The sequence below is a fragment of the Winogradskyella immobilis genome, from assembly GCF_021887715.1.
GTDB lineage: Bacteria > Bacteroidota > Bacteroidia > Flavobacteriales > Flavobacteriaceae > Winogradskyella > Winogradskyella immobilis.
Map to the genome: position 1 here is coordinate 97,475 of NZ_JAIQXX010000008.1, position 14,782 is coordinate 112,256.

At 30.4% G+C, this 14,782-nt stretch carries 14 protein-coding genes; 10 read left to right on the forward strand and 4 right to left on the reverse strand.

The window, feature by feature from the left end; all coding sequences use genetic code 11:
* Window positions 1-87: 87 nt before the first annotated feature.
* Window positions 88-603, reverse strand: coding sequence for a hypothetical protein (locus tag K8Z87_RS08020; protein WP_227476978.1), 516 nt, complete (start codon window positions 601-603; stop codon window positions 88-90).
* A gap of 155 nt (window positions 604-758) precedes the next feature.
* Between K8Z87_RS08020 and K8Z87_RS08025 the strand changes: the two genes are divergently transcribed.
* The 8 genes from K8Z87_RS08025 (at window position 759) to K8Z87_RS08060 (ending at window position 8,398) form a co-directional block, all read left to right on the forward strand.
* Complete coding sequence (locus K8Z87_RS08025) at window positions 759-1,685, forward strand: ABC transporter ATP-binding protein (RefSeq protein ID WP_227476979.1); 927 nt, start codon at window positions 759-761, stop codon at window positions 1,683-1,685.
* Between the two features lies 1 nt (window position 1,686).
* The gene (locus K8Z87_RS08030; RefSeq protein WP_227476980.1) at window positions 1,687-2,997 is read left to right on the forward strand and encodes an ABC transporter permease; all 1,311 of its coding nucleotides are present in this window, start codon (window positions 1,687-1,689) and stop codon (window positions 2,995-2,997) included.
* Window positions 2,982-3,875, forward strand: coding sequence for a mechanosensitive ion channel family protein (locus tag K8Z87_RS08035; RefSeq protein WP_227476981.1), 894 nt, complete (start codon window positions 2,982-2,984; stop codon window positions 3,873-3,875). The genes K8Z87_RS08030 and K8Z87_RS08035 overlap by 16 nt, the downstream gene beginning before the upstream one ends.
* A 5-nt stretch (window positions 3,876-3,880) precedes the next feature.
* Entirely contained in the window at window positions 3,881-5,044 is a 1,164-nt protein-coding gene (locus tag K8Z87_RS08040; RefSeq protein ID WP_227476982.1) for a sigma-54-dependent transcriptional regulator, read from the forward strand.
* A gap of 12 nt (window positions 5,045-5,056) precedes the next feature.
* A complete protein-coding gene (locus K8Z87_RS08045) occupies window positions 5,057-5,935 on the forward strand; it encodes a PPK2 family polyphosphate kinase (protein WP_227476983.1) in 879 nt (292 codons plus the stop codon).
* A gap of 99 nt (window positions 5,936-6,034) precedes the next feature.
* The gene (locus K8Z87_RS08050) at window positions 6,035-7,405 is read left to right on the forward strand and encodes a M28 family peptidase (protein ID WP_227476984.1); all 1,371 of its coding nucleotides are present in this window, start codon (window positions 6,035-6,037) and stop codon (window positions 7,403-7,405) included.
* A 35-nt stretch (window positions 7,406-7,440) separates the two neighbouring features.
* Complete coding sequence (locus K8Z87_RS08055) at window positions 7,441-8,016, forward strand: hypothetical protein (protein WP_227476985.1); 576 nt, start codon at window positions 7,441-7,443, stop codon at window positions 8,014-8,016.
* A 7-nt stretch (window positions 8,017-8,023) separates the two neighbouring features.
* Entirely contained in the window at window positions 8,024-8,398 is a 375-nt protein-coding gene (locus K8Z87_RS08060) for a glyoxalase superfamily protein (protein WP_227476986.1), read from the forward strand.
* A gap of 2 nt (window positions 8,399-8,400) precedes the next feature.
* Here the strand turns inward: K8Z87_RS08060 and K8Z87_RS08065 are convergent, their stop codons facing one another.
* Complete coding sequence (locus K8Z87_RS08065; protein WP_227476987.1) at window positions 8,401-9,297, reverse strand: TolB family protein; 897 nt, start codon at window positions 9,295-9,297, stop codon at window positions 8,401-8,403.
* A 200-nt stretch (window positions 9,298-9,497) separates the two neighbouring features.
* On the opposite strand from K8Z87_RS08065, the gene K8Z87_RS08070 reads away from it, so the two are divergent.
* Both K8Z87_RS08070 and K8Z87_RS08075 read left to right on the forward strand, forming a co-directional pair.
* Complete coding sequence (locus K8Z87_RS08070) at window positions 9,498-11,060, forward strand: carboxypeptidase-like regulatory domain-containing protein (protein ID WP_227476988.1); 1,563 nt, start codon at window positions 9,498-9,500, stop codon at window positions 11,058-11,060.
* A gap of 3 nt (window positions 11,061-11,063) precedes the next feature.
* Complete coding sequence (locus tag K8Z87_RS08075) at window positions 11,064-13,499, forward strand: hypothetical protein (protein ID WP_227476989.1); 2,436 nt, start codon at window positions 11,064-11,066, stop codon at window positions 13,497-13,499.
* Here the strand turns inward: K8Z87_RS08075 and K8Z87_RS13940 are convergent.
* The gene (locus K8Z87_RS13940; RefSeq protein ID WP_262905860.1) at window positions 13,496-13,618 is read right to left on the reverse strand and encodes a hypothetical protein; all 123 of its coding nucleotides are present in this window, start codon (window positions 13,616-13,618) and stop codon (window positions 13,496-13,498) included. The genes K8Z87_RS08075 and K8Z87_RS13940 overlap by 4 nt on opposite strands.
* 95 nt (window positions 13,619-13,713) lie before the next feature.
* The gene (locus K8Z87_RS08080) at window positions 13,714-14,754 is read right to left on the reverse strand and encodes a M28 family peptidase (RefSeq protein ID WP_227476990.1); all 1,041 of its coding nucleotides are present in this window, start codon (window positions 14,752-14,754) and stop codon (window positions 13,714-13,716) included.
* Window positions 14,755-14,782 lie beyond the last annotated feature (28 nt).

Genomic DNA, 14,782 nt, shown 5'->3' on the forward strand with positions numbered 1-14,782 from the left:
CTAATTGGCAGTAATTTTTCTTTTTCATAGCAATTTTTTCCCATCCTTATTTTGCGATAAGGGTGGGTTTTGTTTTTTAAATAAACCCTATTCGTTTAAGTATTTTGTTTTGCCACATTGTGCAAAAGTGCTACCTCTAGTGATTGAAATTTTATTAGTATTAGAAAATTGTTGAAGTAATTTTCCGTACTCAGATTTTGTTTCATCCGAAATATTTGAGTTTCTAATATTATAAAAATAATGACTGATACTGCCGTTAGGTTTAAAATAAAATTTATGTACAATATTTATGATAGAATCATTAGTGTTCCAATCAAAATCATTTTTAGAAATATAATTACCTATATCTTGATGTAATTTTGTCCAAGAAGTTCGTATATCGTTATAATTAGATTTAGAAACCTGCGGGTTTAACAAATTAGGGTGAGTTTTGTCTAGTTCTAAACGATTAAACGCATTAAAATTTTCCTTATCAGCAAAATTGTAAATTGCTACTGAAGAAGTTTTTAGGCGTGCTAATTTTTGCTCTTGATTGTTGTTTTTACATGATATATTAATTATACAAAATGCAATTAGTAATACCATTTTTTTTACAGATGCCATATCTTTTGTTTATTTCAAATATAACTAAAAAGATAGTTTAAACTAATTTTTTAGTTACAAAATTATTTATATGAGTTATCCTATTATATTTTAATCAAACTCTGTAACATTTAATATATTTACGCATCTAACCTAACGAAACAATACCAGTTTATATGAACGATTTATTAGTTGCTAATTCAGTTTCTAAAAACTTCGGAAACTTTAAAGCACTAAACCAAGTTTCTATTTCGGTGCCAAAGGGAAGTATTTTTGGACTTCTAGGACCAAATGGTGCAGGTAAAACCACATTAATACGTATTATCAATCAAATTACCTTACCAGATGAAGGTCATGTAATGCTCGATGGTCAGCCTTTAAAAGCTGAGCATATTAGGGATATTGGTTATTTGCCAGAAGAACGCGGTTTGTATAAATCAATGAAAGTTGGTGAACAAGCCTTGTATTTAGCACAGTTAAAAGGCATGTCTAAATCTGAAGCCAAATTACAATTAAAATATTGGTTCGAAAAACTAGATATAGGAGATTGGTGGAATAAGAAAATTCAAGAATTAAGTAAAGGTCAGGCTCAAAAAATACAATTTATAGTAACAGTATTACACCGACCAAAATTGTTGATTTTTGATGAACCTTTTTCTGGTTTTGATCCTATAAATGCAAACTTAATTAAGGACGAAATTCTTAAGCTTAGAGAAGAAGGATCAACAGTTATTTTTTCTACACACCGTATGGAATCTGTAGAAGAACTGTGTGACCATATTGCGTTAATACATGAATCTAATAAAATATTAGATGGAAAATTAACCGATATAAAACGAGAGTATAAATCCAACACGTTTGAAATTGGATTGCAATCCAATAATAAAGAAGCTCTTATAACTTCAATTAAAGAACAATTTGAAGTTCTGCCAGCAACATTTAAAAATTTACATGATGATGTAAAGCTTAATGTAAAAGTTAAACCCGAAACATCACCAAACGATTTATTATCATTTTTAACGTCGAAAGCAGAGGTGCATCATTTTGTAGAAGTTATTCCTTCGGCTAATGATATTTTTATTCAAACTGTAAAAAATAATTAAGATGAACCATCTCCCATTAATCATAAAACGAGAATATTTAACTAAAGTGCGAAACAAATCATTTGTTATAATGACGTTTGTAAGCCCTTTAATAATGATTGCATTAATAGCAGTTGTATCATATCTCTCGCAATTAAATAATGATAAAAAACGCACCATTTCTATTTTAGATGAATCGGGTTTTGTGAGTGATGTTTTTGAGAATACAGAGAATACAACATATATTAAACTTAAAGGGATCAATCTAGATGATGCAAAAATATCCGTAAAAGAACAAGAGCATTATGGATTACTTTATATAGGAAATGGAAACGTAGATGCCATTTCTAATAGTGTAAAATTCTTTTCAGAAGATTCACCTTCGTTAACAGTTATTTCTAGTTTAGAAAACAAATTAGAACAGAAACTTAAAGACACAAAATTAATTGCTAACGGTTTAGATAAAGAGGAAATTAATGCTTCTAGAACTAATATTAACATCAGTCAAGAGAGTTTTAGTGGGGAAAAAAGTTCTAAAATCGATAACATCTTAAAGTTGGCTTTTGGTGGTATTGCAGGTTATCTTTTATTTATGTTTATCATTATTTATGGGAATATGATTATGCGTAGTGTTATTGAAGAAAAGACGAGTCGTATTATAGAAATCATTATTTCGTCAGTAAAACCTGTACAATTAATGATGGGTAAAATAATAGGAACATCTCTAGCAGGAGTTACACAGTTTGTAATTTGGGCGATACTTGGGAGCATTATGATGGTTGTTTTAAGTCTTATTTTTAATATAGATTTAATGTCGGCACAAACTCAACAGCAAGAGATTATGCAACAAGCTATTCAATCTCCAGGAATAGAAAATGAAATAAAACTTGCATTTGAATCTTTTAGAAATTTACCAATGATCAATTTGGTTATTGCATTTATATTTTTCTTCATTGGTGGTTACTTATTATATAGTTCACTTTATGCTGCTATTGGTGCGGCTGTAGATAACGAAACAGATACGCAACAGTTTATGTTACCTATTTTAATGCCATTAATTTTAGCTGTTTATGTAGGTATATTTACAGTAATTGAAGATCCTCATGGTACAGTATCTACCGTATTTTCATTTATTCCATTTACATCGCCAGTAGTAATGCTAATGCGTATTCCTTTTGGAGTACCACTATGGCAACAAGGTTTGTCTTTAGTAATATTAATTGGTACTTTTACTTTTACAGTTTGGTTTGCTGCAAAAATTTACCGTGTTGGTATTTTAATGTATGGAAAAAAACCTACCTATAAAGAACTGTTTAAATGGTTAAAGTATTAATGATATTTCAAAAACTAAACAAAATAGAAGAAGTAGTAACGGAGAGTTCTGCATGGGAAAAAATTGAAGATTTTCTTCATCTCCACATTAATATTACTGATAAAATAAGTATTTCTACTCTAGATCTTATTATTGTATCCTTTGCTATTTTTATTACAGCCATTGTTCTAAGAGTATTATTTAGAATAATGACTCGGAGGTTACCATCAGAAGACAAAGGAAAATTCAAAGTCATCTTTGGGTATTTCAGGTGGTTAATCTATGTCATTATATTTTTAATTACTCTTAACTCTGTCGGAGTTAATGTTACAGCATTATTTGCAGCATCTGCGGCTTTACTGATTGGTATTGGTTTAGCATTACAAACTTTATTTCAAGATATTATTTCTGGGGTATTTATTTTAATAGATCAAACAGTACATGTCGGGGATATTATAGAAATAGATGATAGAGTTGGTCGTGTAGAAGAGATTAAATTAAGAACCACACGCGCAGTTACTATAGATAACAAAGTATTGGTCATACCAAATCATTTATACCTCACAAACCTTTTGTATAACTGGACACAAAATGGTTCCATAACTAGAGAAAGTATTGATGTAGGAGTAGCATATGGTAGCGATGTTGAATTGGTTAAAAAACTTTTAATACAGGCTGCTGATATGCAGAAAGATGTATTAAAACACCCAGAACCTGTAGTAATTTTTAATAATTTTGGAGATAGTGCATTAGATTTTAAATTGGTATTTACACTAAATGATAGTTTTAAAGCAACGTTTCCAAAAAGTGATATTCGTTTTACAATTGATAAATTATTCAGAGAGAATAACATAAGTATACCGTTTCCACAACGCGATGTACACATTTATAATAAATAATAAACATGCAGAAAATACTAATTATAGAAGATGAAGCCGCAATACGTAGAGTGCTTGTAAAAATTCTTTCTGAAGAAAGCGATACCTACCAAGTGCAAGAAGCAGAAGATGGTTTAGTAGGTATAGAAAAAATAAAAAAAGAAGATTACGACCTTGTACTTTGTGATATTAAAATGCCAAAAATGGATGGTGTAGAAGTATTAGAAGCAGTAAAGAAAATAAAGCCAGAAATACCTATGGTTATGATATCTGGCCATGGAGATTTAGATACAGCAGTAAATACAATGCGTCTTGGAGCTTTCGATTATATATCTAAACCACCAGATTTAAACCGTTTATTAAATACGGTACGTATAGCGTTAGATCGAAAAGAATTGGTGGTAGAAAATAAAAGACTTAAAAAGAAAGTCTCTAAGAATTACCAAATGATTGGTGAGAGTGATAGTATTGGCCGTATTAAAGATATGATTGATAAAGTCGCGCCAACAGATGCACGTGTTTTAATCACAGGGCCAAACGGAACTGGTAAAGAGTTGGTAGCACATTGGTTACATCAAAAGAGTGATAGAAATAAAGGTCCAATGATAGAGGTGAATTGCGCAGCCATTCCTAGTGAACTCATAGAAAGTGAGTTATTTGGTCATGTTAAAGGTGCATTTACTTCAGCAGCAAAAGATAGAGCAGGTAAATTTGAAGCTGCTAATAGTGGTACGATATTCTTAGATGAAATTGGTGACATGAGTCTTTCCGCGCAGGCTAAAGTGTTAAGAGCATTACAAGAAAGTCGTATACAACGTGTTGGTAGTGATAAAGATATTAAAGTAAATGTACGTGTTGTTGCAGCAACAAATAAAAACCTTAAAAAGGAAATTGAAGATGGTAAATTTAGAGAAGATTTATATCATCGATTGGCTGTCATTTTAATTGAGGTACCAGCGTTAAACGATCGAAGAGAAGACATACCATTATTAATTAATTATTTTTCTAAGAAGATTTCAGAAGAACAAGGAACTGCAGTAAAATCCTTTTCGGATAAAGCAATTAAATTACTTCAAAATTACGATTGGACAGGTAATATTCGTGAGTTGCGTAATGTTATAGAACGTTTAATTATCCTTGGAGGAAAAGAAGTTAGCGAAGCTGATGTTAAAGCATTTGCTTCAAAATAAAATTTATGGATTATGAAGGGATTAGATACCAATCAATTTAGAGTTACTTCAAAAATAGAGATAAAAAATCAATCAACACATCTGCATTTAAATGTAGATGATGATACGGCTAAGGACGAATTAAAACGTGTTCGCAGAAAATTAGGAAAACTTCAAGATACCATGTATGCTCATGGAAAGTATTCGGTATTAATTTGCTTACAAGGCATGGATACTTCTGGTAAAGACAGTTTAATTAGAGAAGTATTTAAAGATTTTAATGCACGTGGAGTTGAAGTACATAGTTTTAAAGTACCTACAGAATTAGAATTAAAGCACGATTATTTATGGCGTCATTATATAGCATTACCAGCTCGCGGTAAGTTTGGAGTATTTAATAGAACGCATTACGAAAATGTTTTGGTAACACGCGTGCATCCATATTATATTATGGGTGAAAATATTCCAGGTATCGATGATGTGTCTAAAATAGATGATGCCTTTTGGGATCAACGTTTTGAGCAAATTAATAATTTTGAAAAGCATATTTCTGAAAACGGAACACTTATTTTTAAATTCTTTTTAAACCTTTCTAAAGACGAACAAAAAAACAGACTGTTAAGGCGTCTCAATAAGAAGGAAAAGAATTGGAAATTTTCTTCAGGAGATTTAAAAGAACGTAAACTTTGGGATAAATATCAAGACTGTTATGAAGATGCTATAAATAGAACTTCTAAACCACATGCGCCTTGGTTTTCTATTCCAGCAGACAACAAACCAATTGCAAGATATTTAGTTGCAAAAATTATTTTTGAAGCTTTAAGTCAATATACAGATATTAAAGAACCAGAATTGTCCGACAAAGAAAAAGCAAATTTAAAATCTTATAAAAATCAGCTTAATAACGAATAATAGAATAGAGATTGAATATTGCCATTGTGCCTTTTTCTTTTATTTTTTAAGATTAATCATTGCCATAAATAGTATCTTTAGCCCTTAAAATTGTCAAAAATGAAATACACTATTTTTCTATTAGCAGTGCTGTTATCTGTATCAATATCTGCACAAACTGATGCAGAAAACATAAAAAAAATCTATGATGCTTCCTTATCTAACGGTAAAAGCTATGAATGGTTAGATTATTTGTCTAATGGTATTGGTGGTCGTTTATCTGGCTCAGAAAATGCCGAGCGTGCTGTACAATATACCAAAGCAGAAATGGGTAAATTAGGCTTTGACAAGGTTTGGTTACAGCCTGTAATGGTGCCAAAATGGGTTAGAGGTAATCCGGAAGAAGCACATATAGAAATGTCTAATGGCAAAGCTATTAAAGTAAATATTTGTGCGCTTGGCGGTTCTGTCGCTACACCAGATTCTGGAGTTACAGCTGAGGTTATTGAAGTACAAGGTATCGATGAGTTAGAAGCTTTAGGAGAAGCAAAATTAAAAGGTAAAATAGTGTTTTTTAATCGCCCGTTAGACCCAACATTAATCAATACATTTAGTGCCTATGGTGGTGCTGTAGATCAACGTGGAGGTGGAGCTAGAGCAGCAAGTAAATATGGAGCAGTTGGAGCTATAGTACGTTCAATGAATCTGCGTTTAGACGATTTTCCGCATACTGGTGGAACACGTTATGGAGATCAACCCGTAAACGAACGCATACCTACAGCAGCTATTAGTACTAATGATGCTGAATTATTAAGCAAGACACTTAAAACGGATACTAAAGTAAAGTTCTTTTTTAAACAAAATCCAAAGCAGTATGATGATGTCTTATCTCATAACGTTATCGGAGAAATCACAGGAAGTGAATTTCCTAATGAGTATATTGTTGTAGGTGGTCATTTAGATTCATGGGATTTAGGAGATGGTTCTCATGATGATGGCGCAGGTTGTGTGCAATCTATGGATGTACTACGCCTATTAAAATTATCTGGTATTAAGCCTAAACGTACGATTAGAGTTGTTATGTTTATGAATGAAGAAAACGGTTTACGTGGTGGAACGGAATATGCAAGAGTAGCAAAAGAAAAAAACGAGAATCATATTTTTGCTTTAGAAAGTGATTCAGGAGGATTTACACCAAGAGGTTTTATATTTGATTCTAATGAAGAACGTTTTAATAAAGTTTTACAATGGAAATCTTTATTTGAACCCTATTTAATTCATTTCTTCGGGCAAGGAGGAAGTGGTGCTGATATAGGTCCATTAAAATCAGATTCAATTGTTTTAGCAGGTTTAAGACCAGATTCTCAACGTTATTTTGAATATCATCACACATCAATAGATACCTTTGATGCTATTAATAAACGCGAATTAGAATTAGGAGCGGCTACAATGACATCACTAATCTATTTAGTAGATAAATACGGGTTTTAAGATTTAAAGTAGAATAAGATTTAAAGTAAAATAAAATGAAAAAAATATTAATTATTGTAATCACGTTAGTTATGTGTTCAAGTTATAGTCAAGATAAAGTACAAGACGAAATACCATATTATGAAGTTCCGGATTATTCTGAAACCTATACAGCAGGTACTATGGCAGCACGTATGGTAGATGCTTTAGGCTTTCGTTATTACTGGGCATCTTATGGCCTAACAGAAACAGATCTTAAGTACAAAGCCAACGATATAGGTCGTAATACCGGTGAAACGATTAAGCATATATACGATTTGTCTAAAATCATTCTTAATTCTACATTAAAAAAGCCTAACGGGAATGATCAAAATGAAGATTTATCGTTTGAAGCTATGCGAAAACAAACATTAGTTAATCTTAAAACCGCAGCTGAGATCCTAAGAGAAACAGATGATATGTCTCAGTTTAAGATTATTTTTGGCGAGCAAGAAATTCCGTTTTGGAACAATATAAACGGACCTATTTCAGATTCTATATGGCATTGTGGGCAAATAGCTATTTATAGACGCTCTACAAATAATCCAATTAATCCTAAAGTGGATCATTTTTCAGGAAAAGTGAGAAATTGATGAATGTATGGAAGCGTATCTAAAACAAGTTTACCCAATACTTCCTGTTAAAGATGTTTTAGAAACTGTAGATTACTACGTAAATCAATTGGGATTTACATTAGGTTTTAAAGATGTAGGAGATCATCCAAATTATGCAGGAGTCATAAGAGATGGTATAGAAATTCATTTTCAATGGCATAGTGATGCCGAATGGGCTAATGGATTAACAACACAAATGCTACGTATTTATGTTGACGAAATAGATATTCTGTTTGAAGAGTATAGTACTAAAAATGTATTTCATAATAACACAAAATTGCAAAATACAAGTTGGGGAACGAAAGAATTTGCATTTTATGATATAAATACTAATGGGTTAACATTTTACAAAGATTTGTAATTCTATAGCTTTTCTTTCAAAAGAATTTTGAAAATTTGCTCGTACTTACCCTTTCTTGAAACTAAAAGATTAATATCATTAGGAGACCAATGTGGTAGATAATCATTTTGATCATTAAAAGTTACCCTTCGTTTTCTAGAGCCGTCAGATTGCATGGTGTAAATTTCAGAAGTCTTAGTAACATTATCAATTATTGTACTAAAAACAATACGATTACCAACATTTGGCCAGCTCCCAAAATTACTTTTATCTTTAAAAAGGGTAAGTTTAGAATTTTCTTTTATAATGACATTATGGGTATATATCACCTCATTTTCATTCTCATTATTTTTATTAGAATGGTATAAAACAGCACTACCTCTTTTATTTGTTTTAGGGTAACGATTTATACTTTTATTATCAACTAGTTTTCTTAATAATTTACCTTTTTTGTGCACACGATAGATAAGATGTTCTTCGGGATTTTTTTCAAGAGTAAATAAAAGTTCTACGCCATTACCGAAAAATTGACCATAACGTTTATTACCAATCAGAGGAATTTTTATTTGTTTAATATTCTTAGATGAAATATCGAAGGTGTATAATTCAGTAGTTCCTGTTCTGTCAGATTCAAATAAAACAATGTTTTTATATGGATGCCACGTCGGTCTTCTGTCATTAGCATCACTTGTAAAAAGGCGCTTTTGGTTTTTGCCATCGATATTCATGGTATAGATTTGCCACCGACCATCTCTATTAGATTCAAATAAAATTAATGATCCATCTTCATTGTATGTGCCATATCTATTATCATAATCTCCATTGGTAAGTTGTGCTTCATTATACCCGTTTTCTTGAGCATCAGTACTATTAAAGATAAAAAAAATAAAGAAAAACAAGAGTAGTACACGTAAATTCATATAATGATGATTAATTGGTACAAGTTAAAATATTGTGGTTTCATATACAAAAACTATAGTTGCATTATCATCTTCTTAATTTTAGATAAATTCTTTTTGCATTTTATAAATTAAATATTATAAGTTAATTATATTCATAGTGCTTGTGTTTATTTTCTTACTATATATTTTTTTTGTATTTTAATAAAAAATTAATTGAAATGATTATAAATATTAGAAAACAATATTTTTATTTTTTCTTCTTATGCTTTAGTGTCTTTTCTTTTTCTCAAGATGCTAAAGAGTTGCTCTGTAAAGTTATTGATTCTGGTGATAAATTACCAATAGCATATGCTACAATTCAATTTCAAAAAAGTAGTTCAGGAGTAATATCTAATGTAGATGGGGATTTTAGAATACCGTATTCTTATAAGACAAATAAAGATAGTATTATTATTTCTTGTATAGGTTATCAAACTAAAACCATACCACTGATTACTTTAGAAGATCAAACAATAAATATTATAGCTTTAAATCAAAAAGTAGAATTATTAGAGCAAATTACTATTAAAGGAAAGAAAAAAGAGGCTTTAGGTAATCTAAATCCATATAGTATTGTAAAGACAGCTATAGAAAAAATTCCTGAAAACTATCCTAATAATCCTTTTTCTACAATCTCGTATTATAGAGATTATCAGATTGTTAAAAATCGTTATTATAATGTTAATGAAGCTATAATAGAATCTTTCGATAAAGGGTTTTCTACAGATGTAATAATGGATAGTTATAATCAAGCCGCAATTTTTAAATATAGAGAAAATGAAGAATTTTTAAGAGATTCTTCACTAGTTAGGGCTTATGATGGTAATTTAAAATATATAGAAAATACTGAACTATCTGGTCAAGGAGGAAATGAATTAGGGATTCTAAATATACATGATCCGATAAGAAACTATGAACAATTGAGTTTTTCTTTTGTATATGTTTTTAAAAAAGTTTTTATAGAAAATCATGAATTTACCAATATAAAAAAAGTGTTTTTAGATGATAAAGTTCTCTATGAGATTCCATTTAAAGCTAAAGATCAATTTACAGGGATAGCACATAAGGCTATTGGAAAAATATATATAGCTAAAGATAATTATGCGATACATAAATTAGAATATAAAGTACTAGATGTAGCAAATAAAGAATTTTTAAATGATGAAGAATTGTTATTTGAAGTTACTCTAGAATATAAACCTAAAGGTGATAAAATGTTTTTAAATTATATAACATTTAATAATCGATTTGTTGTTAGCGATAATTTCTTTTTTGATGTTGTTAAAACAGAATATCAGGCTGAAGAAAAAGCGTTTTATGTGTCATTTAATAGTCCGGTTTTAGAAAGTTCTGTAAGTAAAAAAGACTTTAGGTTTAAATACTCAAAGAAGAAGATGGTAATTAAAAATTTTGAACTTGTAGATGCTAAAACAATAAAAGTTAATATAGCAGATTGGAGTATACCTAAAGAACTTCTAGTAGATGAACCTAATATGAATAATATAGAAACTCAAATAAAAAATATCTATGACATATCTAATAGAAAAATATTTAAATCCCCTAAAATTGCAGGTTATCAATTTAGAGAACTATTTGTACAAGAGGTTATAAACCCCAAAATTAAGCCTACTGATATAGAGTTTACTAGTAAAGCTAAACCTCTTTCAAAAGCAAAAATTAATAAATCTAATGATAAAGAAGATTATTGGTTAAACTCACCATTGAAAACAGTTAATAATTAACATATGAAACGTTATATACTATCCATATTAGTTTTTGTGTTTTATTTGGGATATGCCCAAGAGGAAGATAGTTCTATTATAGATAGTTTTGAAGATTATGCAGATTTAACGAGAGAACAGGTCTATCTACATTTTAATAAATCAACCTATATAGTTGGTGAAATGTTAGGCTTTAATGCTTATGTGTTTATAAAAGACAGTAAACAGTTATCAGATAACACTACAAATTTATACTGTCAGATTGTAGATACTAATGATAAGGTGATAAAAGAAAAATTACTTTTAGTAACCAGTGGTGTTAGTCGAGGAGAATTTGAGATCGATAGTTTGTTTGCTACCGGAGAGTATAGACTTAAGGCTTATACCAATTGGATGCGAAACTTCACAAAAGAACATAATTACTTTTTAGAGAATTTTAAGGTAATCAATCCTCTTACCAATAGGGATGATAAACCTCAGGCTGTTTCAGATGAAATAGATGTTCAATTTTTACCAGAGAGTGGTCATTTATTAGAGGGTACAGATAATGTTATTGGTATTATAGCTAAAGATAAATTAGGTAATGGTATTTCAAACTTAAGGTTGAAGTTATATGATGATACAAATACAGAACTAACTGAAACAATTTTAAATGAGTATGGCATAGGCAATTTTATTTTAAATCCTAAGCCAGGAGAGATTTATACTGTAAAATATAGTTACAATCAAAAGCGAAAAGAGCAACAATTACTAAAAGCAGAGAATAAAGGTGTTGTTTTATCAATAAAAGAATTGCCTAGAAAAAATAGTATAGCAGTTAGTATAAAGACTAATGATAATACTTTAGATCTTATAAAAGGAAAACGATATAAATTAAGTATTCACAACGGAAGCGAAATAAAAGAATTACAGTTTGCCTTTACAGATTTACTAGAAGTATCACAAACGGTATCATTAACTCAGCTTTTTCCAGGAATAAATATTTTTACAGTATTTGATAACGAAGATAGACCTATAGCAGAGCGTATGTATTTTAATTATAAAGGGTTAAACTTAGCACCTCAGGACTATACGATTTTTAATACTATAAATAATGACAGTATAGAGATTAGAGTAACTATGCCTAATGTAAAGTTAGATCAGTTTCAAAATTTAAGTGTCTCTGTATTACCTTCAAAGACTAAGAGTTATGAGCATCATCAAAATATTATTTCATCATTATATTTACAACCGTATCTAAGAGAAGCTGTTGAGCAGGCAGATTACTATTTTAGTGATATTACAGCAGCTAAAAAATATGAGTTAGATAATTTACTACTCACTTTAGGTTGGAGTAGTTACGATTGGGGAGCTATATTTAATGAACCACCAGAGCCATATTATGATTTTGAAGTAGGTATTAATTATACAATTAATCGAAATGATAATAAGATAAAAAATTATATCATCTATCCTAACATAAATTCAAATTCAGAAATACTCACTTTAGAAGAAGGTCAAAAATCGTTTGAGAAGCGTGGGTTTTTCCCTTTAGATGACGAAACCATTCGTATAGGTGAATCTAAAAAAGGAGAGATAGGTAAAGCTAATCTCTCTATGCAATATTCATTACTAGATATTAAACCTTTTACAACTAACCATAAATCAAAAACGATATTATCTGAAAATCAGTCGGGTAACACAGTGGTAGAGGAATTTAAAGATGCAGAAGGAGAGATATTAGATGAAGTTAAAATATTTGCAAGTAGAGGATATTCTAGAATAGAAGATTTGCAGAATAGGAGAATTGGAAAAGTGACTGAATTTAATGACGAACTTTTTAAACAATATAAAACATTAGCTCAATTTTTAAGTAGTAAAGGCTATATCGTAGAAGAAAGACCTCAAGTTACAGGTATTGGTGACGATACTGAATATAGTACTTTTAGGATTTATAATAGAAGTAGAAGGTCTTTAGCAGGGTTGACCTATGAAATTAATGGGGTGATTTATACTAATCCTGGTGATGGGCTTGAATCCCCACGAATATATCTAGATGGTGTTTTATTAAGCGATTTAGATTTTCTTGTTGGTTTTAGTATGGAAACCGTAGATTATATAGAAATTAATAAAGGCGGTGTTGGAGAAGGCTTTAGAGGTGGTTTTGGGACTATTAGAATTGTTACAGATCCTAAAAAGCGTCTTTTAACCCAGAAATCTCGAACATCATATTCAGAATATAAAATACCATTAACATTTACTTCGCCAAAACAGTTTTATATTCCAAAATATAGATCTTTTGAGAGTCCTTTTTTTAATGAATATGGTGTTGTCGATTGGTTTCCTAATGTGGTGGTAGGTAATGATGGTTATTTAACCTTAAAAGTTTTAGATACAGGAGTGCCAATAAAATTATTTATAGAAGGAGTTGTAAATACAGAACAATTAATGAGTGATGTTATAACCATAGGAGAAAACTAATCTTCTTTATGCTCTTCCTTATCTTCATTCTTCATACTAGTGTATTTAGATACTAGTCGTATACCTAATCTTGCGAAAAGAATTACGGCAAATACCATTACTAAATCAAATCCTGTCATTTATTGCTATTAATCGATTTCTATATAAGTGTTTTAAAAACAAAAAAAGTTACAGTTAGATAGTACTAACTGTAAATTTTATATAGTAACTAATATTAGTTGTTATATAATTCTTTCGATACGGGTTCGTATTTATCACCTTCAACCCAAACAGGTGTTTTAGGATCATTTCCTATTTTTCTTCCTGCTAAAACATAAGAACTAAAGAATTTTAAAAGATAATCATAGTCTAGAGTATGGGCTTCATCACCTGGTTGATGGTAATATTTAGTAACGTCACCAGAAAAAGAAGTAAATCCTAAAGAATAGGTTGGCGCAGGAATACCTTTTCTTGCAAAACTCACATTATCACTTCTATCAAACAAACCTTGCTCTCCAGCAGGATCGTCTATAGCGGTTAAACCAAATGCTGTAGCAGCATCTTTAATGTGCTGCCCAGCAGTAGTCCGTTCTAAACCAACTATTGTCGCCACAGAGGTGTCATTATAACCCGCATTATCGCTATTAAAACAGTATACCATTTGTTTTAATGGTAACACAGGATTTTCCGCATAGTATCTGCTTCCTAAAAGTCCTTTTTCTTCGCCTGTAAATAATATAAACAAAGCAGAACGTTTAGTTGGGTGTTTTGCTAAATTTTTAGCCATACTTAATACAGTTGTAGTTCCTACTGCATTATCTCTAGCTCCATTAAAAATAGAATCGTTTGGTACATTAGATTTGTGTACACCAACATGATCATAATGGGCAGAATAGATAATATATTCGTTTTTAAGAACGGGATCTGTACCTTCTACAATACCAATAACATTTTGAGATTCAACAGACTTAGCAGGTTCGCCACGTCGAGACCTGATCTCTAAAGTCATTCTCTGGTAATAATCACCAGTTTTAGGATTGGGTTTTACTCCATAACTTTTTAATGTATTTGCTAAATATGAAGCTGCAATTTTATTTTCAGGAGTACCAGTTTCTCTTCCTTTTAATAAGTCATCAGCCAAAAAATAAATATGACCTTCTATATCAGATTTAGAAACCGTAGCTTCTGTTTTGTCTTTATCTGTTAATTCTGGTGGAGCTTGTGTTTTGCATGAAAAGATTGTTAATGCAAGTATAGCTAAAGATAATTGTTTCATTAAGTGTTGATTTTTATGATGCATAAAG